Consider the following 19,862-nt stretch of genomic DNA (forward strand, 5'->3'; position numbering starts at 1 on the left):
ACTGTGGCGCTTACAACGTGGCAGCAAGGCGGGTGCCTTGGTCAATTGCGCGCTTGGCGTCCAGTTCGGCCGCGACATCCGCGCCGCCGATTACGTGGCAAGACACGCCTTTGGCTTCAAGTTCGTCCGCAAGTGTGCGTTGTGAGATTTGACCGGCGCACATCACGATTGTGTCGACCTCGATCAATGTCGGGTTTTCGCGCGCCTCGCCGAATGACACGTGCAGGCCGGCATCGTCGATGCGTTCGTAGTTTACGCCGCCGACAAAATTCACGTCTTTCATTTTCAACGCCGCGCGGTGAATCCAGCCTGTGGTTTTACCCAAGCCTTTGCCGTGCTTTTGCGCCTTGCGTTGCAGTAAGGTGATCTCGCGGGCGGGCGCGTGGGGTTTTGGACCTTCCGGGGCCAAACCGCCACGGTGTTGCGCAGGGTCGGTGACGCCCCATTCTTCCATCCACAGGGGCAGGTTTTCTGTCGGGCTGTCGCCTTCGTGCGCGAGGAATTCGGACACGTCAAAGCCGATGCCACCGGCGCCGATCACGGCCACGCGTTTGCCGACGGGCGCCTTGTGGCGCAGCACGTCGATGTAGCTGAGAACGTTTGCGCCGTCTTGACCTGGAATGGCGGTGTCACGCGGGATGACGCCCGTGGCGACGATAACTTCGTCAAAGCCGGTCAGGTCGTTGGCGGACACTTCGCGGCCCAATTCGACCGTGATCCCCATATCGGCAACCATCGTGCGGTACCAATCGACAAGGCCCCAGAATTCTTCCTTGCCGGGGACTTGTTTGGCCATGTTCAGCTGGCCACCAATTTCGTCAGATTTGTCAAAAACAGTGACCGCGTGTCCGCGTTCCGTGGCGGCCATGGCCGTCGACAGCCCCGCAGGACCCGCGCCCACGATGGCAATTTTCTTTTTGCCGCTGGACGGTTCAATGACCAATTCAGTTTCGTAACAGGCGCGTGGGTTCACGAGGCAGGACGAAATCTTGCCGCCAAATGTGTGATCCAAGCACGCTTGGTTGCAGGCGATGCACGGCGCGATCTGGTCGGCCTTGCCCGCAGCCGCTTTGGCCACGAAATGTGCGTCGGCCAGCATCGGGCGCGCCATCGACACCATGTCGGCGCAACCTGTGGCAAGGACCTCTTCGCCGACCTCTGGCGTGTTGATGCGGTTGGACGTGATGACGGGGATGTTCACCTGACCCATCAGTTTCTTGGTGACCCACGCGAACGCGGCGCGTGGAACAGACGTTGCGATCGTCGGGATGCGCGCCTCGTGCCAGCCGATGCCGGTGTTGATGATCGTGGCCCCTGCTTTTTCGACTTCTTTGGCCAGCTGGACAACTTCGTCGTGGGTCGATCCGTTCGGCACCAGATCAATCATCGACAGACGGTAGATGATGATGAAATCGTCGCCAACTGCGGCGCGCGTGCGCTTGATCACTTCGATCGGCAGGCGCATGCGGTTTTCGTAACTGCCACCCCAACGGTCGGTGCGTTTGTTGGTGTGAGTGACAAGGAACTGGTTGAGGAAATACCCTTCGGACCCCATGATTTCGACGCCATCGTAGCCAGCTTTGCGTGCGCGGGCCGCGGTGTCTGCAATGTCCTGGATCTGCTTTTCGATGCCGTCTTCGTCCAGTTCCGCCGGAGGGAACGGCGAGATCGGGGATTTCACAGGCGACGGGGCCACGCACATCGGGCCGTAGGCATAGCGCCCCGCGTGCAGAATTTGCATCGCGATTTTGCCCCCTGCTTCGTGCACACGGTCCGTGACGATCGAATGGTTCGCGACGTCTTCGTCCGTGGTCATCATCGCGGCACCGGGCAGAACGGAGCCTTCCAAATTCGGCCCGATCCCACCTGTGACCATCAAACCCACATCGCCGCGCGCGCGTTCGGCGTAAAATTCAGCGACGCGGTTCCAGTCTTTGGTTTCTTCAAGGCCGGTGTGCATCGACCCCATCAACACGCGGTTTTTCAACGTGGTAAAGCCAAGATCGAGCGGGGCAAGCAGGTGTGGATAGGCGGACATTGTGACGGCTCCCTTAATTTCGAGTTGTTAGGTAGATCGCCCAAAGCCCGTGTCGATGTCACGCACAACCTAACGTCATGGGTCAGCTGTGGGCGGCAGCGATCTTCGAAATGACCGTTAGCGCGTCTTGTTCGCGCCCATCCGGCACAAACAGGTGGTCGTGAAAGAAACCCGCAACCGGGTTCACGCCCATGTCCTGCTTGGCAAGTTCGGTGGCGATGTGGGCGATGAACCCGACAGCCTCGAGTGCTGAGTGAATGTTCAATGTGATCATGCGGCACGGAAATTCAAAGGGCAGGTCGTGTGCCTGCGCTTGGGCTTGCGTGAGGATCAAGGTGATCCCTTCGGCCTCTTGAAACATCATGCGCGGGGACAACCCGTCAGGCATCGTGCGATCCTTGAGGGTCACGAAAACGAACAGATCGTCGATCAGGTCGGCGCTCATGGTACCCAGTAGCGTGTTCAAATTGGTTTCGCCGGTCATCTGCTGTCCTTTGGGTTTCTTCGTGTTACACGTCAAAACGCTAGCACGAGGAGCACGCCCATGACACCCGAAGAGATCGCCAAACTGCCCTATCGCCAAAACGTGGGCCTTATGGTTTTGAATGAACACGGCGAAGTGTTCGTCGGGCAACGCCGCGACAATGCGGTGGCCGCGTGGCAGATGCCCCAAGGCGGGATCGACAAAGGCGAAGAGGCCGAGGCCGCCGCCCTGCGCGAGCTAGAAGAAGAGACGGGGATTTCGCCCGATCTGGTGGATATCATCGCGGTCAGTGCCGGCTGGATTCCCTATGACCTGCCACGCGAATTGATCATGAAACTGTGGAAAGGGCGCTATCGCGGCCAAGAGCAAAAGTGGTTTCTGATGCGTTTTAAGGGCAGCGATGCAGATGTGAATATCCAGACTGAACACCCGGAATTCTCGGAATGGCGCTGGCTGAAGTCCGCTGATTTGGTGGATAACATTGTACCGTTCAAGCGCGATGTTTATGTATCTGTAGTGGAAGAATTCAAAGAGTACTTGTAATGCGCCTGTTTGCTATTGCCCTGTCTGTCCTTGTTCCGGCCCAAGCGATGGCCCTATCCTGCATTCCGCCATCGGTGGAACGTAGCTTTGGATATGCGCAAGACGCCGAGGAACTGTACGTGGTTGTCAGTGGCGAGCTGACCTTTGATGAACGCAAAATCCCGCAAAGACCCAAGAACCCGAACAACGCCCCAAAGCTGACGTTGATCCCTGCGACGTTGTCGGGGCAATCCTTGTCCAAGGCTGGGTTCGTGACGACCTTCGACCAACTGATCACGATTGAATTGCGCTGCTTTGGTCCGTGGTGTGGCTCCGTGACCAGCGGGACCGAACACTTGGCATTTATGAAAAAGACCGACGCGGGATACACGCTGAGCGTTGACCCCTGCTATTCGGCGGTGTTTTCAAAACCAACGCCGCAGATGTTAGACACAGCGACGGCCTGCATGAATGGCGCAAAATGCAGCCCTGAATTCTAAGGTCGAACTTCAGAGCACCGGTAGATGCGGTGCCAGGCTTGGGTTCCAACCGTTTGATTTGCGCGGATCATCGAAAATCTCAATTTTCCGTTTGATCGGGACAAAACCGCTGCGCACGTAAAATTGCATCGCTTGCTGGCTGTCGCCTGTGCAGGTGTGCAGGTGAAACCGCGAGATACCCGCAGCCCATGCGGTTTCGATCGCAGTGTTCATCAGGAAACGGCCCGCGCCCGTGCCAATCAAAGCACTGGTCAGCCCGAAAAACATCAGTTCGCATTCGCCCGGCGTGCGGAAATCCAGTTCTAACAGGGCTTCGTCAGCGCCATCTTTGCTAAGCGTCCAGATGTGAATGTTCTTGTCGTGAATGATCGCGCTGAGGTCTGCGTCCGACATCACCGTGCGCGACACCCAAAGCCAATCCGCCCCGATCCGGGAAAAGATTGACCGGTACCACTCGAGGCTCGGGGTTTCGACCCGCCGCAGCGTGACGCCTGACGGGGCTGGCACAGGCCGTGTATCGGCCCGCGCGCGCATTTCCAGTTGGGTCACAACGACCGCCAATTTGTCGTTTGCAACGTCGTGATACCCGTCCCTGAGCATGGTTTAGACCAGTCCTTTGGATTTGAAGGTATCCATCATCGACACCACAGGGCGCGGCCCGATGTGACTGATGACTTCGGCCGCGCAGGCGTTGCCCATCTTGCCGCAAGTTTCCAAAGTTGCACCAGTCGCGAGGCCGTAGATAAAGCCGGCGGCGAATTGATCGCCTGCACCGGTTGCGTCTACCGGAACGACCTTAGTCACGGGCACATCGACACGTTCGTCGCCGCGAATGATCGTCACGCCGTCACCAGATCGTGTGCACACAACCAGCGGACACATGGCTGCGGTTTTCGCCAGCGCGTCTTCTAGATCGTCGGTTTCGAACAAGGATTTCAATTCAGCCTCGTTGCCCATCACGAAATCCAGTTCGTCGCCGATCATGCGCAGGAAATCGGCGCGGTGACGGTTGACGCAGAACGGATCGGAAATCGCGATACCGGCCATGCCACCTGCAGCACGGGTTTGGCGCGATGCCTCAAGAAAGGCTTGTTTGCCTTGGTCTTTGTCAAAGAGGTAACCCTCGAGGAACATAATTTTTGTGTCGCTGGCGACGCCGTCTGGCACATCGGCTGGCCCCACGTTTGTCGAAATCCCAAGGTAAGTGTTCAACGAACGCTCGCCGTCCGGCGTTACAAAGATCATGCAACGTGATGTTGGCAAGTCTTCGTCCGATACAGGGGCGTTGACGAATTCGGTGCCTTCGTCTGCCATGGATTTAGCGTAAAACAGGCCCAATTCATCGTCGCGCACACGCCCGATAAAGGCTGTGGGCAAGCCCAACGACCCGATGCCGGAAATCGTGTTTGCAACCGACCCGCCGGGGGTCTGCACGCGGTCGCCTGTCATCGCGCCAAACAAGGCTTCGGACCGGTCTGTTTCGACCAGTTGCATGATGCCTTTGTCGATCTTGTTGTCGACGAGGAACGCTTCGGAGCACTGGGTAATCACGTCAACAACGGCGTTACCGATGCCGACCACTTGGTACTTAGTCATAGTTTTTGTCCTTAAAGTCGCAGAGATCGCGGATGATGCAGGTTTTGCACATCGGTTTGCGGGCCTTGCAGTGATAGCGCCCATGCAGGATCAACCAGTGATGGGCATGAAGTTGAAAATCGGCTGGAATGTTGTCTTCGACGGCGCGTTCGACTGCATCGACAGTTTTACCCGGCGCGATGCCTGTGCGGTTGCCAACGCGGAAAATATGCGTATCGACGGCTTGGGCAGGCTGGCGCCACCACATGTTCAGAACCACGTTTGCAGTTTTGCGGCCCACACCGGGCAGCGATTGCAGGGCGGCGCGTGAATTGGGGACAATGCCGCCGTAGTCGTTCACGAGGATCTCGCTCAGCTTGATCACGTTCTTGGCTTTTTGGCGAAACAGCCCGATGGTTTTGATGTGATCGGTCAGCCCGTCAATGCCAAGGTCGAGCATTTTTTGCGGCGTGTCAGCGATCTGGAACAGCGCGCGCGTGGCTTTGTTCACGCCAACGTCGGTCGCCTGCGCAGACAGGGCCACGGCCACGACCAAAGTGTAGACGTTCACGTGCTCCAGCTCGCCCTCGGGTTCGGGGTCATGCTGTTGAAAGCGCGTGAATATCTCACGAATACGATGATAGCCAAGTTGTTTTACCATGGGCCGTTCTATGCCTGTTTGCGCAGGCCCCTGCAAGCATTGTGCGATTTGCGCAAATATCGGGTCGCTTGGACGGGCTTGGCTGGTTAGATTTGCTCTATGATACAGAATGATGAACAGACCAGCGGCTATCACTACGGCGTCATGGCGCGCGCGATTGAACTGATTGATGCGGCGGACGAACCGCTAAGCCTTGATGCCCTCGCAGCGCAAATGGGCATGAGTGCGCCGCATTTCCAGCGCGTGTTCAGTCGGTGGGTTGGGGTGTCGCCAAAGCGGTACCAGCAATATCTGACGCTGGGCCACGCCAAGGCGATGTTGGCAGCACAAGTCAGCACCATGCAAACGGCCCACGCGGCGGGCCTGTCGGGGTCAGGGCGCTTGCACGATTTGTTTCTAAGGTGGGAGGCGATGAGCCCCGGTGAATACGCCAAGGGCGGTGCCGGTTTGCAGATTTTCTGGGGATGGTTTGACAGCCCGTTTGGGCGTGCCATCGTGATGGGAACCACACGCGGAATTTGCGGGTTGGGGCTGGCCGGAGAAATTGGCGAAGACGCGGCCTTTGCAGATTTGGCAAAACGCTGGCCGAACGCAGAATTTATCGAGGATGCGGATCGACTGCGGCCTTGGGTCGCTTCGGCTTTTGGAAAGGTGGGGGAAAAAGCGCCGCTGCATCTGATCGGCGCGCCGTTCCAGATCAAAGTGTGGGAGGCGCTGCTGTGCGTGCCAACGGGACAGGTCACAACCTATTCTGACATCGCCGAACAGGTGGGCAACCCAAGGGCTGTGCGTGCTGTCGGGACCGCGATCGGGCGCAACCCTGTCAGCTGGTTGATCCCGTGCCACCGCGCGTTGCGCAAATCCGGCGCGTTGGGCGGGTATCATTGGGGGCTGCCGATGAAACGCGCAATGCTGGCCTACGAGGCGGCGCGCGCAGAGGCGTGACCTGATCCTATTGCCACCCCTGTCGGGGTGATACGATGTCTGTAATCTCTGTTCAGAGATTACGTTTTGCCGCACGCTGAGCCGTTTTAAGCCGTAAATATTGTGGGCGGGATGTCGCCGATCCAAATTTCCCCTTATTTTGTGTCGGGCGCATTGCCATATAGAGTGTAATCACAACAAGGCCCGCCCGAACGGAGCCGCATGATTTGAAGGCAGTAGAAAATGAGACTTATGAAATCCCCTATTCTTTTTGCGCTGTGTGGCGCGATGGCGCTTGGCGCATGTACGGACCCGGCCTCGTTGGGTGGTAATCCGAACGATCCTAATCAAAAGACCAAACAAGGGGCCGCAGTCGGTGCCGCAGCTGGCGCGATTTTGGGCGTTTTGGTCAGCAACAAAGACGACCGTGCAAAAGGCGCGATTACCGGTGGCCTCGTGGGTGCCGGTGTTGGTGCTGGCGTCGGCTATTCGCTGGACAAGCAAGAGGCTGACCTGCGCCGTGATCTGGGCAACGACAACGTGACGATCCAGAACACGGGTGATCGTTTGATCGTGACCTTGCCACAAGACATTCTGTTCGCCTCTGGCAGCTTTGCTGTGCGTTCGGATTTGCGCCGGGATTTGGGCGCAGTGGCCAGCAACTTGCAGGCCTACCCGAATTCGACAATCCAGATCGTCGGACACACCGACAGTGACGGCGATGCGGCATCCAACCAACAACTTAGCGAACGTCGCGCCAATGCGGTTGCCGATATTCTGCTGGACGCGGGCATCCCGTTCTCGCGCATTCAGACCTACGGCCGCGGTGAAAACCAACCGGTTGCAAGCAATCTGGATCCGGCAGGCAAATCGCAAAACCGTCGCGTCGAGATCGTGATTTTGCCCAACGCGTCCTAATCGATGTGAAAATCTGCACACTCAGTGTGTGATCGAAAGGCCCCAAAGTTTCTTTGGGGTCTCTTGCTTTGTGGGGTTCGCGTTGCAAGGTTAAGGGCAGACGAGTTCAAAGAGGTAAATCAATGGCACAGCTGAAAATTTTGGGAATTTCCGGATCACTGCGCAAGGCGGCAACCAATGGGATGTTGTTGCGCGAAGCGGCGCGATTGTTTGGCGATTGCGACTATAACGAGGCCAGAATTGAAATGGCGTTGTATGACGGGGATGTCGAACAGGCGGACGGCGTGCCTGATGCAGCGCAACTGTTGTCGGATCAAATCGCAGCGGCCGATGCGGTGATTATGTCCACGCCAGAATACAACAAAGGCCCGTCAGGCGCGTTAAAGAACGCTTTGGATTGGGTCAGCCGGACGGACGGTGCCCCTTGGGCGGACAAGCCCGTGGCGATCATGTCTGCCGCTGCAGGACGGTCAGGCGGCGAGCGTGCGCAAATGGTGTTGCGCGGTTTTCTGGTGCCATTCCGCCCTCGAATTTTGCAGGGCCCAGAGGTGCATCTGGCCGCCAGCTATGAGGCGTTTGATGAAACAGGCCAGTTGATCGGTGATGCTTATGTCAAAGATTTGACGGCCCTCATGGCGGCCTTGCGCTCAGAGATCGGTCGCTAGCCTCGTGCCAATTTCGATCAGGTTTTGATCGGGGTCACGAATGTAAATCGACACAATGGCAAAGCAGGCTCCGGTGCGTGGCACGGGGCCTTCTGCGATTTGAACGCCCAAGGTTGCAAGGTGGCTCGACCATTCAGCGATTGACGTTTCGCTCAGAAAACACAAATCAGCGCTGCCGGGCGTTGGGTGTGCGGCCTTTGGTTCAAATTCCGCCCCCGCGTGGTGCAAGTTGATCTTTTGCGCGCCGAATTTTAACGCCTTTCGGGTTGTCCCATCCGCGACTGGAAATTCCTGCACGCGCATCCCCAAAACGGTTGCGTAAAATGCGCAGGTTTTTTCAATATCGCGCACTGTCAGCACCAGATGATCAAGGCCGGACAGCGAAGGGGATTGCCGCATGGTTTGGTTTTCCTTATCCAATTCATATGAATTTTGATCCAACTGCCAGCGCAAGTCAAAGCGATGTGATGGACGTGGCCCGCGCCACAGCGATGCAAGTTGCCTTGGGGCAAAACCCGTCAATTGCGCAGGGCGATGTCTTGCCGCCGTTTTTCCACCAACTGTATTTCTGGACCCCACAACCGCCTGATCAACTGGGCCGTGACGGGCATCCTAAAGTCGGTGGTTTGATCCCCGACATGGGTCTGCCGCGTCGGATGTGGGCCGGTGGACGGCTCGCGTTCCACTCACCTTTGCGGGCGGGAATCGCTGCCCACCGTGTCAGTGTGTGTGAAAAAGCGGATCGCAAGGACGGGCGCACAGGGCCGTTGGCGTTTGTCACCCTGCGCCACGACATTTGGCAGGATGACGCGTGCTGCATCAGCGAATGGCAAGACTTGGTTTATCGTAAGGATCCGGCCCCGGACGCCCCGCGCCCCGTCGCCCCAATCGCTCGTACAGACGAGGACCAGGCCATCGAGGTTTCATTCGATGCGACGCTGCTGTTTCGCTATTCCGCGCTGACGTTCAACGGCCACCGCATCCATTACGATTTGCCCTACGCGCGTTCGGTCGAAGGTTACGACGGCTTGGTCGTGCATGGCCCGCTGTTGGCCCAACATTTGATGCTGATGGCCGAAAGCGCACTGGGTCCGCTCAGTGAATTCACGTTCCGCGCCACGGCCCCGTTGATGCATTTCGAAACAGCAACTCTGTGCCGCAAAGGCCGTGAATTCTGGGTACGTGGGCCGGATGGCCGCCAGTGCATGCAAGCTACAGCGTAACGCCGAATGCCTCGGGGATCGCGTCGCGGTTTTCCAACATCAGATCGGCCATGACTTCGGCTACTTTGGGTGCGATGCCGAACCCGATTTTGAATCCACCGTTGGCGATAAAATGCCGTTTTTGGTCAGGCCACGCGCCCAACATCGGCGCGCGATTATGCGATCTGGGGCGCAAGCCTGCCCAGCGTTCAAGGACCGGCGCGTCGGCCAAAACCGGCAACGCGGCGCGCGTGCGTTCGATCAGCGCATCCAACTGGTCGTCCGTTTCAAAGGGCGCGTCAAAGTACCGCTCGGTCGTGGATCCGATCCCGACAGTGCCGTTTGCATGCGGAATGATGTGCACGTTGTCGACGTAGATTTGCGGGGCATCCGGGGCGTCAAATTGCAGCAAGGCGGCTTGCCCCTTTTCACCGGCACCGATCAGACGGCTGTAGGTTTTGCTCATTTTTTCTAGCCCCGGAACGCCCGTCGCCCACAGGGTTTGACCCTGATCCACACCGTCGGTTTTGACACGAATGCCTTTGGTCGCCAGCGCCGCCACCAGTGCTGCGCAGGCCATGCGCGGATGAATGCGCGCGCTCAGCGTGTCGTGAACCAGATAGCCAGTCGGGCTGGTTGGCCCCCAGGGTGCGTCTGAGGAGGGCAGTACCGACCACGTCGCATGCGCGCCCCACAGTTCGGTTGCGTTTTGTCCACGGGTCTTTGCCAGTTCCAATCCGCGCGCGTTCAGGATCGGTTGCAAACGCCCGGTGCGGGCATAGCCGGATGCAGTGCCCGAGGTGTCTTCGATCTCGGACCAGAACGCCCGTGCCATCAGCAAGCTGTCCAGCTGGAACTGCTTTTTTACGTCCCATTTTTCCGGCACATGAGGCGCCAATGCGCCCACAATGCCACCGCTGCTGCCCGACGCGGCACCGTTCGGGTCAATGATCTGAACCCGCGCGCCACGGCGCACGCACGCCCATGCAATCGACAGCCCAAAGATGCCTGCGCCGCGCACAGTGATGTCAGCAGTTGTCAATCGTTTGGCCTTTCTGCACAGTCGCGCTGAGTTGCCTAATGATACAGAGGTCCGAGGTGCACAACCAGCGCGCAAAGCTAACTTGGACAGATGGTCGCGTGCCGGTGTCCGTGGATTTTGATGATCCGTACTTCAGCCTGAAAAACGGGTGGGAAGAAGCACGCTATGTCTTTCTGCGGGGCAACGGTCTGCCCGCACGTTTTGTGGACGGGTTTCATGTGGCTGAACTGGGGTTTGGCGCGGGTTTGAATTTTCTGGCAACGCTGATGGAATGGCGCGCATCCGGGGCGCAGGGCGTTTTGCGCTTCACCAGTTTTGAGGCCTTTCCGATGACGTTGGACGACATGGATGCCGCCCTCGCGTTGTTCCCCGAAGTGACAGTTGTGCGGACCGAGCTAATGTCGGCTTTGCGTGCTGGCGGTTGGACACACGATTTTGGCGATGTCATTCTAGAGGTCATCATCGGTGACGCGCGCACAGCGTTGCCCGATTGGAACGGGCAGGCAGATGCGTGGTTTTTGGACGGGTTTTCGCCAGCCAAGAACCCCGAACTGTGGTCGCCCGACCTGATGCAATCCGTCGCGGATCACACGACCCAAACAGGCACCGCTGCGACCTACACGTCGGCGGGTTTTGTGCGGCGCGGATTGCAGGACGCAGGTTTTGACGTCACACGCGCCAAAGGTTTCGGTCGCAAAATCCACATGACAGTGGCGCAGATGAAAGCAGGCACATGACCAACAGCACCCGCCTCGGAATTTTGGTGATGATCGCTTCGACTTTTGTGCTGTCGCTGCAAGACGGGGTGTCGCGGCATTTGGCGTCGGAATACAACGTGCTGATGATCGTGATGCTGCGCTATTGGTTTTTTGCAACGTTCGTGATCGCGATTGCGATACGGCAGGCGGGGGGGCTGCGCAAAGCGGCGACAACGCAACAGCCGATCTTGCAAATCGCGCGGGGCGTGTTGCTGGCGGCCGAAGTCTGCGTCGGCATTCTTGCATTCACTTATCTGGGGCTCGTCGATTCACTGGCGATCTTTATTTGTTATCCGCTGATTGTGGCGGCGCTGTCTGGTCCTGTCTTGGGTGAAACCGTTGGCTGGCGGCGCTGGGCGGCGATCGGCGTGGGGTTCATCGGCGTGATGATCATCCTGAAGCCGGGGATGGGCGTGTTCGATCTCGCAAGCATCCTGCCTCTGTTGTCCGCCGTGATGTTCGCAGCCTACGCGCTGATGACCCGTTTTGCGGCGCGCCAAGACAGCACTGCGACCAGCTTTTTCTGGACCGGCACGGTGGGCTGCGTGTTCATGACCGCGATCGCCATCTGGATGTGGGAACCGATGATCCCAACCGACTGGATGTGGATGGGCGTGCTGTGCATCACGGGCGCAATTGGCCACTGGCTGTTGATCAAATGTTACGAGCTGGCAGAGGCGAGCGCGGTCCAGCCATTCGCCTATTTCCACCTCGTGTTCGGGACAATTGTTGGCGTCAGCGTCTTTGGCGAAGTGGTGGAATTGAACGTCGCCCTCGGGGCCGTCATCGTTGTGGCAGCAGGCCTATTCACCTTTTGGCGCGAACGCCTTCAAAGTTGAGCCTTTGATCTCGTCGCTGAAGGGCACCGGCAACGGGTCTTTGCCCAACCGCGCGCGGTAGATCGGCAGGCTTTCAGTGACGCGCATCACGTAGTTGCGGGTTTCGCGGAACGGGATCTGTTCGATCCAATCGATGACATCGACGTTTGCGGACCGCGGATCACCGTACAAACCCGACCAGCGGATTGGCCGGCTGGGCCCCGCGTTGTAGGCTGCAGACATCATCACAACGTTGCCGTCAAAACGACCCGCCAAGGTCGACAAAAATTTGGACCCAAGTTCAGCGTTGTAGACAGGATCACTGGTCAATCGTCCGGTCGAATGTTCGCTGGAACGCCCCAAGCCTTGTGCAACTTCTTTTGCTGTGGCGGGCATGATTTGCATCAAGCCACGCGCGCCAACGCCGCTTTGGACTATCGGGTCAAATTCGCTTTCGCGACGTGCGATGGCCAGCGACATTTCTGCGGCCATGGGCAATTTTGCCTGCGCCAAGGGGTGAAGCGCGTAGTAGGGCGCGGCCAACGTGATGCCACGATAGGCGACCCGTTTGCCGATCATTACGGCAAGGTGCGGCTGCTCTGCATCGATGGCGGCTTGGCCCAACTGAGCGGCGGCGGCTTCGTCTAATTGTTCGGCGTAATGCGTCCAGAACCGTTCGGCCACGTCCAGTTCACCCGAGGCTTGCAACAGTAATCCGGCCTCGAACAACGGATCGTTCGCCATGGCAGATGTGCGCCAGTCGGGGATTGCTGCGCGGCCTGCAAGGTCACTGTCGAACGGCAGATCAGCACGCTCGGCAGCCAGCAATCCGTAGAACGACGTCTGGAACTGCGCCCCGTCTGCATAAGCTTGATCGGCGGCCGCAATGTCGCCCATTGCCTCGTGTGCGCGGCCAATCCAGTACCCTGCGCGGCCGCGTGAAATCGGGCTTTCGATGACGCTGCGGTGGTTTTGAAAATGGGTCAGGGCGGTCTTTGGATCATCCAGTTTGCGCAGGGCGATGAAACCCGCAAGCCATTCCAGATCAGCGTAGGCAGACCCGCCCGTCAGAAAATGTTGCGAGGCGATCGTGTAGGCGCGTTTTGCATCGCCGTCCCGCATTTCATCCCGGGCCAAAGACCGGCGGCGGTTTGACCATTGTTCGGGCTGTCCGAGGGCTTTGGCGCTGGTCGACGTTGCGATCAACAAATCCTTGGCCGACGCACTGCGCCCCTTGCGCGCGCGCCACACGAATCGGTCGTGGGCAAGGCCTGCATCGTTCTGCAATGCCTCTGGAACGGCATCAATCAACGCGTTTGCATCGCCGCTTAGGTTTTGCAAGGCAATCCGCGCACGGGCCAGTTTTACCTGGGCGGTGGGGATCAGATCGAACATGCGACGTACGTCGGTTAGGGATCCTTCCCACAGCATGTTGTTCGTGCGCCCTTCGTGATGGTTCAGCAGCACGTCGCTGTGCTCGGCCATGAAACGGGCGTGGCTGGTGTCGTTCATCTCCATCGTGCGCCATGCCAGAACAACGGTGGCTTGGGCCTCGCCGGTTTGGCCGGCCGCAGTTTGCGCTGCCGCATAGGCCAGTACGCCGCGCGGGGTTTGGGGTGCTTGCGCTGCGAAAAATGCCAGCACAGCATCGTCACCAGCCTTGATCACGGCATCTTCGGATTTGCGGCGCAACAATGCCTCGCCGGGCCAATCGGTGCGACGGGCCAGAAAATTACGAACATCTTCGTATGATCCGCGCCCCGCCCGCAAGCGGTGCCATTCGATAACGTCCGCGGCGACAGCCCCATCCTTTGTGGCCAAAGTTGCCGCAGTGTCCCAGTTGCCTGCGCGCATTGCATCCATCGCCCACCCAAGCGGACGCGGGCGTTCTGCGACAGCGACGCTACAGAGGCCAAATATCAGGGCCAAACATAGCCAAAAACGGGTACCAAATCGTGAGATCACTTGCATTTCCTATCACAGCAAGGCTAGAGCCTGTCACCATATCGTTTGGAGCACCGTGTACAACTCACGACTTCTCTATCGGCGGTTTGACGACCCATTTGCCGCCCCTCGGTCTGGGGGGCTTTTTGAAAACAAGGACGTGAAAAATGTTTAAAGGTTCTATGCCTGCCCTCATCACGCCGTTTCTCAACGGCGAACTGGATCTCGAAACGCTGAAGAAGCTGGTCGAGTGGCACATTGGCGAAGGCAGCCACGGGTTTGTCCCCGTCGGCACCACTGGCGAAAGCCCGACGCTGACCCATGAAGAGCACGAGACAGTGATCGAAACCGTGGTCAAAGCATCCGCAGGCCGTGTGCCGGTAATTGCCGGTGCGGGGTCCAACAACACGGTTGAGGCGATGCGCTTTGTGCAGTTTGCGCAAAAGGTCGGGGCCGATGCGGCGCTGGTCGTGACGCCATATTACAACAAGCCAACGCAACGCGGTCTGATCGCGCATTTCACAGCGCTGCATGACTGCGCCAACGTGCCGATCATCATCTACAACATTCCGGGGCGTTCGGTGGTTGATATGACCCCTGCGACGATGGCCGAACTGTCGAAATTGCCGCGCATCATTGGCGTAAAAGATGCCACTGGTGATCTGGCGCGGGTCTGCGATCAGCGTTTGGCCTGTGGTCCTGATTTTGTGCAGCTGTCTGGTGAAGACGCGACAGCGCACGGGTTCAACGCCCAAGGTGGGATTGGCTGCATTTCTGTGACGGCAAACGTTGCACCGGGTCTGTTGGCCAAGATGCAGAACGCCTGTTTGGCGGGTGACTATGCGGCCGCACTTACGATCCAAGACACGCTGATGCCATTGCACAAGGCGATCTTTACCGAACCAGGTTTGGTCGGCGCGAAATATGCCATGTCGCGCTTGGGCTTGTGCTCCGACGAGGTCCGCTTGCCGCTGACGTCGCTGTCGGATGACACCAAAGCACTGGTCGATGCGGGCCTGAAACATGCAGGATTGTTGTAGGCTTGGATAAACGTCGCCTGACATCGATCTTTGAAATCACAGGGTCGCTGTCAGCGATGGTCTATGCGGTGTTGATCGCATCAAACACCGGCAACGAAATGATCGGTTTTTCGCTGTTGTTGATCTCGGCCAGCCTGTTTGCGGTTTGGGCTGTGATTGACGCACGCTGGACGTTTTTGTTGCTACAACTGTTCTACGCAGGCTCGGCTGTTTTTGGGCTGGTGCGCTGGGCGTAAGCAGCGATCAAGAATAGAAAAAGGCGCGCGGAATGTCATGTTCCACGCGCCTTTTTTCGATTTCAACGCTTGCCGTAGTACAGGCCGACGACGTGCTCTGCTTCGGCAAAGAACAACCAGCGCGTGGCAAGAACGCCCGCGATGTGGCTGATCACGGCCAGCAGTGCCAGCCAATGCGAAAAGAACGGCGCGGCCAGCAGCATCACCGGCAGCAAGACCATCAACAGTAGCGAAATAATCCGCAGCTTTGAGGAATGCTTGCGACCGACCACGTGGATAAATTCGCGCATCAGATAGTTGGTGCCGGTGTGCGGCGGTTCAAACGCGCGCACCTCGCCGATGTTCCCAAGACCCGTAGCAGTTGCCATTGTCGTGCCTGAATTTGCGAACGCTTTGTCGCCAACCACCCACGTTGCGATCTGGATCACGCCGGCCAGCAGGATCAACCACAGCGCGATGGCCGTTGATCCCTTAAGCAACGCGCCACCGGCCAATGCGAACGACAGGTACATCGCTGGCGTGAGGTTGGTGTACCACCGCGGGATGGTTTTCATCTGCGCGTAGATCATCGACGTGGTGAACACGGTTGCCAATGCGCCGATTGCGCCAAGCCAGCCCAGCGGTTGCCAAGCTGTGTCGAAAAACACCAGACCAAGGCCGTACAGCCCCATCAAAACGAGGGTCGCGACGGCTGCAATGCCTTCGCGGCTCAGCCAGCTGGACCGCCACTGTGTGAACGCCTTGAGCGCACGTTCAGGGTGCCCAAGGTGGAACGTCGACGAGATCAATCCGCCGACGCCCATGACGTAAGCGATCAGCCAGAATGCGAACGCCGTCCAACCGGTGTAGGGCGTAGGATCGATCCCCAACCAGAACAGCAGGCCAAATCCAAGGCCCGAGAACGTGGTGAAAATAATAACTGACGGTGCTGGATGCATCAGAGTTTCTCCAGTGTTTTATCTAGCCAACCAAGGAAGCCCGTAGGCTCTTCGGCGATGGGCGCAAGGAAGGGGGCGAGCACGTCAAATTCTGGCAGCGCATCTTTTGGACGTGGTGGCAGGTATTGGTTAACGGGCTTGGTGCCTTGTTCTGGCATCAGATCCATGCCGCCGCGCTCTGCGACCAGTTTGGACACGTCTGAATTTTCGTCGCCCAAGTCGCCAAAGTGGCGGGCACCCGACGGGCAGGTGCGCACGCAGGATGGGACGCGGTCAACTTCGGGCAGGTTTTCGTTGTAGATGCGGTCGACACACAGGGTGCATTTTTTCATGACCCCTTCTTCTTGGTCCAACTCGCGCGCGCCGTAAGGACAGGCCCACGCGCACAAACCGCACCCGATGCAGTCACTTTCGTTGACCAGAACGATGCCGTCTTCGACCCGCTTGTAACTGGCGCCTGTCGGGCAGACGGTGACGCAAGGCGCGTCTTCGCAGTGCAAGCAGGACTTGGGAAAGTGGATGGTTTGGGCGGCGGGTTGTACCTTTTCCGAGGTCGCCAAAGGCTGCACTTCGAAAGAATGCACACGGTTCAGAAAGGTGCCCGAATTGTCTGCACCGTAGGCGTTTTGATCCGACAAAGGCGCGCCGTAGTTTTCGGTGTTCCAGCCCTTGCAGGAAATCACGCAAGCATGGCAGCCAACGCAGGTGTCCAGATCAATGACGAGGCCCAGTTTCTTTTGGGTTTGTGTTGGTAGAGTTGTCATTTGCCAACCTTCCATGCGAGATTTTTGGGACCCGTGCCAACCGGTGATTTGATCGGTGGCAAGCTGGGCTGTGATTCATTTGGCACCGCAGCTTTTTCGATGCGCACCTTAAGGTCGAACCACGCAGCTTGGCCGGTGATCGGATCAGAGTTGGCCCAGCGCAGACCGTCGCCTTTGGGCGGCAGCAGTTCGTGGATCAAGTGGTTGAGCAAGAAACCCTTGGTGGCCTCCGGCGCGTCCTCTTCCAGCGCCCACGCGCCTTTGCGTTTGCCGATCGCGTTCCACGTCCAGATGGTGTTTTCGTTCAGCGCGGCCATTTCCAAAATCGGCACGGTGATTTCGCCGTGGGGCGAGGTGACCTTGACCCAGTCTTCGTCCTTAAGCCCATGTTCTTTCATCAGCTTGGTCGGAATATACAGCGGGTTGTGGCCGTGCAGTTGGCGCAACCACGCGTTCTGCGAGCCCCACGAATGGTACATCGCCATCGGGCGCTGCGTCAGTGCAGTGATCGGATATTCGTCGCCTTTGTTGTCGGCGTCGTTCGAATACCAGATTGGTAGCGGGTCCATTGTCGCTTTGATCCGCTCGCGCAGGTGGTCTGGCGGCTGGTGTTCGCCGTGCCCTTCGGCAGCCAGTTGGAATTTGCGCATCGGTTCAACATACAGCGAAAACAGGTAAGGTTGCGGGCTGTCGTAGATGCCCATGCCCACGGCCCAATCCTGATACTTGGTGTTCCAAGGCTTGTAGTAGTTGGCACCCTCTGGAATGTGTTCAACAAAGAAACCACCGTTTTCGATGTAGTTATCAAGCTGGCTGGCGTTGACGCCACCGCGCCCTGATTGCGTGCCGTTTTCACCCATGCGCCACCCAGCGAGTGGGCCAATGCCCGGACGGCGTTCGTGGTTGACGATGTAGTCGGCGTAGTCTTCGTATTTTGCCGAACCATCTTCGTTGGTAAAGCCGGGCAGGTCCATTTTCGCGCCCAACTGGCACAGCACAGTTTGGAACCCGCGCACATCGCGATCAGGTTCGATGACCGGCCAGCGGATCGCGTCTGCGGCGGCGTCTGCCTCGCAAATCGGGCGGTCCAGCAGGGAAATGCAATCGTGGCGTTCAAGGTAGGTCGCGTCGGGGAAAATCAGGTCGGAATAAGCGACCATTTCAGATGAATACGCATCGGAATAGATGATGTGCGGGATGACGTATTCGCCGGTTTCCTCATTCTTGTCGGTCAGCATTTCGATCACGCCGCGCGTGTTCATCGATGAATTCCACGACATGTTCGCCATGTACATAAACAGCGTGTCGATTTTGTAGGGGTCACCCGCGTAGGCGTTCGAAATCACCATGTGCATCAGCCCGTGGCTGGACATCGGGTTTTCCCACGTAAACGCTTTGTCGATGCGCGCTGGCACGCCATCCTCGCGGTAAGCGAGGTCTTCTGGCCCTTGCACAAAACCCAAATGCGGGCCATTCAGCGGCTGACCGGGGTTCATGCCCGTGTGCGGCTTGGGGTGCGCTTTGGCGGGCTTTGGATAGGGCGGCTTGAACCGGAAACCACCGGGCACTTCGACAGTGCCCAGCAGGATTTGCAGCGTGTGCAAGGCGCGGCAGGTCTGGAACCCGTTCGCGTGCGCCGAAATCCCACGCATCGAGTGGAAAGACACCGGGCGCCCTTTCATCGTTTTGTGGGTCTCACCGCGGAAATCGGTCCATTCAATGTCGAGCTCGAATTCTTCTTCAAACGCCACACGCGCGATTTCTGCGGCGATTGCGCGGATGCGTGTCGCCGGAATGCCGCAACGGTCTGCGACCGCTTCTGGCGCGTATTCGTCCGACAAATAGCGGTCTGCCATTTTGTGGAATACGGGGCGGTGGGTGACACCTGCGATGCGGTGCGTCGCGGATAGATCGGGTTTTACCCCCGGCTTGTCGAAGGCTGTCAGCTTGCCGCTGACGCGGTCGATGACCAGTTCTTTGCCATCCTCATCGCGCATCAACAGGCCGAATTCAGGCGATTTTTCATCACAGTTCACCAGCACAGGCGCGTCGGTGTATTGCGCGAGGTAATCCAGATCGATCTTGCCCGCTTTCATCAAACAGTGGACCATCGCGAGGATAAACAAGCCATCCGTGCCCGGCGTGATGCCGACCCAATCGTCTGCAACGGCGTTATAGCCTGTGCGGATCGGGTTCACACCAATGACGCGGGCACCGCGTGCTTTGATCTTGCCGATGCCCATTTTGATCGGGTTTGAATCGTGATCCTCGGCGACACCAAACAGCATGAATAGTTTGGTGTAGTCCCAGTCAGGTTGTCCGAATTCCCAGAACGCGCCGCCCATCGTGTAGATGCCAGCGGCCGCCATGTTGACCGAACAGAACCCGCCGTGTGCTGCATAGTTTGGTGTGCCAAAATTTTGCGCCCAGAACGACGTGAACGATTGCGATTGATCGCGGCCGGTAAAGAACGCCAGCTTCGATGGGTCTTCTTTGCGGATAGGTTCCAGCCAGTCAGCGGCGATTTGCAGGGCTTCATCCCAGCTGATTTCTTCGAACTCGCCCGATCCACGTGGCCCGACCCGTTTCAGTGGGGCGCGCAAACGCGAGGGCGCGTTGACCTGCATGATGCCAGCAGAGCCTTTGGCGCACAGCACGCCCTGGTTCACAGGGTGATCGCGGTTGCCCTCGATGTAGGCGACTTTTAGATCGCCCAGCGGGTCCTTTTTCATGTGCACGTTAATCCCACACCGGCAGGCACACATGTAACAGGTCGTCTTGCGGATCTCGTCCGATACTTTGGGCGATAGATCAATTTTTGGCTGGTTCATGT

General features: G+C 58.2%; 21 protein-coding genes. 10 read left to right on the top strand and 11 right to left on the bottom strand.

Features of this window, described 5'->3' with window-relative positions; all coding sequences use genetic code 11:
* Nucleotides 1-10 precede the first annotated feature (10 nt).
* Both ACFIO0_RS19210 and ACFIO0_RS19215 read right to left on the bottom strand, forming a co-directional pair.
* Entirely contained in the window at nucleotides 11-2,038 is a 2,028-nt protein-coding gene (locus ACFIO0_RS19210) for an FAD-dependent oxidoreductase (RefSeq protein WP_390912008.1), read from the bottom strand.
* An 82-nt stretch (nucleotides 2,039-2,120) separates the two neighbouring features.
* Entirely contained in the window at nucleotides 2,121-2,522 is a 402-nt protein-coding gene (locus ACFIO0_RS19215) for an ACT domain-containing protein (RefSeq protein WP_390912009.1), read from the bottom strand.
* 60 nt (nucleotides 2,523-2,582) lie between these two features.
* On the opposite strand from ACFIO0_RS19215, the gene ACFIO0_RS19220 reads away from it, so the two are divergent.
* Nucleotides 2,583-3,065: an RNA pyrophosphohydrolase gene (locus ACFIO0_RS19220; RefSeq protein WP_390912010.1), complete on the top strand. Its 483-nt coding sequence runs from the start codon at nucleotides 2,583-2,585 to the stop codon at nucleotides 3,063-3,065.
* Nucleotides 3,065-3,544, top strand: coding sequence for a hypothetical protein (locus ACFIO0_RS19225; protein WP_390912011.1), 480 nt, complete (start codon nucleotides 3,065-3,067; stop codon nucleotides 3,542-3,544). Before ACFIO0_RS19220 ends, ACFIO0_RS19225 begins: the two co-directional genes overlap by 1 nt.
* A 9-nt stretch (nucleotides 3,545-3,553) precedes the next feature.
* Here ACFIO0_RS19225 and ACFIO0_RS19230 read toward each other — a convergent pair whose 3' ends face one another.
* Genes ACFIO0_RS19230 through nth form a run of 3 tightly spaced genes read right to left on the bottom strand, consistent with a single transcriptional unit; the run spans nucleotide 3,554 to nucleotide 5,780 of the window.
* Nucleotides 3,554-4,144 carry a GNAT family N-acetyltransferase gene (locus ACFIO0_RS19230; RefSeq protein ID WP_390912012.1) on the bottom strand — a complete coding sequence of 197 codons (591 nt, stop codon included), beginning with the start codon at nucleotides 4,142-4,144 and terminating at the stop codon, nucleotides 3,554-3,556.
* Between the two features lie 3 nt (nucleotides 4,145-4,147).
* Nucleotides 4,148-5,140, bottom strand: a complete 993-nt coding sequence (locus ACFIO0_RS19235; RefSeq protein WP_390912013.1) for a PfkB family carbohydrate kinase — start codon at nucleotides 5,138-5,140, stop codon at nucleotides 4,148-4,150.
* Nucleotides 5,133-5,780 (bottom strand): endonuclease III, encoded by a 648-nt coding sequence (gene nth / locus ACFIO0_RS19240; protein WP_390912014.1) that lies wholly within the window; start codon nucleotides 5,778-5,780, stop codon nucleotides 5,133-5,135. Before nth ends, ACFIO0_RS19235 begins: the two co-directional genes overlap by 8 nt.
* A gap of 99 nt (nucleotides 5,781-5,879) precedes the next feature.
* On the opposite strand from nth, the gene ACFIO0_RS19245 reads away from it, so the two are divergent.
* From ACFIO0_RS19245 to ACFIO0_RS19255, 3 genes are all read left to right on the top strand, one after another.
* The gene (locus tag ACFIO0_RS19245) at nucleotides 5,880-6,725 is read left to right on the top strand and encodes a methylated-DNA--[protein]-cysteine S-methyltransferase (RefSeq protein ID WP_390912015.1); all 846 of its coding nucleotides are present in this window, start codon (nucleotides 5,880-5,882) and stop codon (nucleotides 6,723-6,725) included.
* A 222-nt stretch (nucleotides 6,726-6,947) separates the two neighbouring features.
* Nucleotides 6,948-7,622, top strand: a complete 675-nt coding sequence (locus tag ACFIO0_RS19250; protein ID WP_390912016.1) for an OmpA family protein — start codon at nucleotides 6,948-6,950, stop codon at nucleotides 7,620-7,622.
* A gap of 122 nt (nucleotides 7,623-7,744) precedes the next feature.
* A complete protein-coding gene (locus tag ACFIO0_RS19255; protein ID WP_390912017.1) occupies nucleotides 7,745-8,287 on the top strand; it encodes an NAD(P)H-dependent oxidoreductase in 543 nt (180 codons plus the stop codon).
* Here ACFIO0_RS19255 and ACFIO0_RS19260 read toward each other — a convergent pair.
* On the bottom strand, nucleotides 8,270-8,686 hold the full coding sequence (locus ACFIO0_RS19260; protein WP_390912018.1) for a VOC family protein: 417 nt from the start codon (nucleotides 8,684-8,686) through the stop codon (nucleotides 8,270-8,272). The two genes, ACFIO0_RS19255 and ACFIO0_RS19260, sit on opposite strands and share 18 nt — an antisense overlap.
* Nucleotides 8,687-8,712: 26 nt before the next feature.
* On the opposite strand from ACFIO0_RS19260, the gene ACFIO0_RS19265 reads away from it, so the two are divergent.
* Entirely contained in the window at nucleotides 8,713-9,510 is a 798-nt protein-coding gene (locus ACFIO0_RS19265) for an acyl dehydratase (protein WP_390912019.1), read from the top strand.
* Here the strand turns inward: ACFIO0_RS19265 and ACFIO0_RS19270 are convergent.
* Nucleotides 9,500-10,531, bottom strand: coding sequence for an FAD-dependent oxidoreductase (locus tag ACFIO0_RS19270; RefSeq protein ID WP_390912020.1), 1,032 nt, complete (start codon nucleotides 10,529-10,531; stop codon nucleotides 9,500-9,502). The genes ACFIO0_RS19265 and ACFIO0_RS19270 overlap by 11 nt on opposite strands.
* A gap of 56 nt (nucleotides 10,532-10,587) precedes the next feature.
* On the opposite strand from ACFIO0_RS19270, the gene mnmD reads away from it, so the two are divergent.
* Nucleotides 10,588-11,268: a tRNA (5-methylaminomethyl-2-thiouridine)(34)-methyltransferase MnmD gene (gene mnmD / locus ACFIO0_RS19275; protein ID WP_390915371.1), complete on the top strand. Its 681-nt coding sequence runs from the start codon at nucleotides 10,588-10,590 to the stop codon at nucleotides 11,266-11,268.
* Nucleotides 11,265-12,128: an EamA family transporter gene (locus ACFIO0_RS19280; protein ID WP_390912021.1), complete on the top strand. Its 864-nt coding sequence runs from the start codon at nucleotides 11,265-11,267 to the stop codon at nucleotides 12,126-12,128. The genes mnmD and ACFIO0_RS19280 overlap by 4 nt, the downstream gene beginning before the upstream one ends.
* Here ACFIO0_RS19280 and ACFIO0_RS19285 read toward each other — a convergent pair.
* Nucleotides 12,093-14,078, bottom strand: coding sequence for a transglycosylase SLT domain-containing protein (locus tag ACFIO0_RS19285; protein ID WP_390912022.1), 1,986 nt, complete (start codon nucleotides 14,076-14,078; stop codon nucleotides 12,093-12,095). The two genes, ACFIO0_RS19280 and ACFIO0_RS19285, sit on opposite strands and share 36 nt — an antisense overlap.
* 140 nt (nucleotides 14,079-14,218) lie before the next feature.
* Between ACFIO0_RS19285 and dapA the strand changes: the two genes are divergently transcribed.
* Nucleotides 14,219-15,091 (top strand): 4-hydroxy-tetrahydrodipicolinate synthase, encoded by an 873-nt coding sequence (gene dapA, locus ACFIO0_RS19290; RefSeq protein WP_390912023.1) that lies wholly within the window; start codon nucleotides 14,219-14,221, stop codon nucleotides 15,089-15,091.
* Nucleotides 15,092-15,093: 2 nt separating this feature from the next.
* Complete coding sequence (locus ACFIO0_RS19295) at nucleotides 15,094-15,327, top strand: hypothetical protein (RefSeq protein WP_390912024.1); 234 nt, start codon at nucleotides 15,094-15,096, stop codon at nucleotides 15,325-15,327.
* 62 nt (nucleotides 15,328-15,389) lie between these two features.
* On the opposite strand, the gene ACFIO0_RS19300 is transcribed toward ACFIO0_RS19295, so the two are convergent.
* The 3 genes from ACFIO0_RS19300 to ACFIO0_RS19310 are packed head-to-tail and all read right to left on the bottom strand — an operon-like array spanning nucleotide 15,390 to nucleotide 19,860.
* The gene (locus ACFIO0_RS19300; RefSeq protein WP_390912025.1) at nucleotides 15,390-16,265 is read right to left on the bottom strand and encodes a DmsC/YnfH family molybdoenzyme membrane anchor subunit; all 876 of its coding nucleotides are present in this window, start codon (nucleotides 16,263-16,265) and stop codon (nucleotides 15,390-15,392) included.
* Nucleotides 16,265-17,029, bottom strand: a complete 765-nt coding sequence (locus ACFIO0_RS19305) for a 4Fe-4S dicluster domain-containing protein (protein WP_390912026.1) — start codon at nucleotides 17,027-17,029, stop codon at nucleotides 16,265-16,267. The genes ACFIO0_RS19300 and ACFIO0_RS19305 overlap by 1 nt, the downstream gene beginning before the upstream one ends.
* Nucleotides 17,026-19,860 carry a molybdopterin-dependent oxidoreductase gene (locus ACFIO0_RS19310; protein WP_390912027.1) on the bottom strand — a complete coding sequence of 945 codons (2,835 nt, stop codon included), beginning with the start codon at nucleotides 19,858-19,860 and terminating at the stop codon, nucleotides 17,026-17,028. The genes ACFIO0_RS19305 and ACFIO0_RS19310 overlap by 4 nt, the downstream gene beginning before the upstream one ends.
* Nucleotides 19,861-19,862: the final 2 nt, after the last annotated feature.

The organism is Pseudosulfitobacter sp. SM2401 (assembly GCF_042932805.1).
Taxonomy (GTDB): domain Bacteria; phylum Pseudomonadota; class Alphaproteobacteria; order Rhodobacterales; family Rhodobacteraceae; genus Ascidiaceihabitans.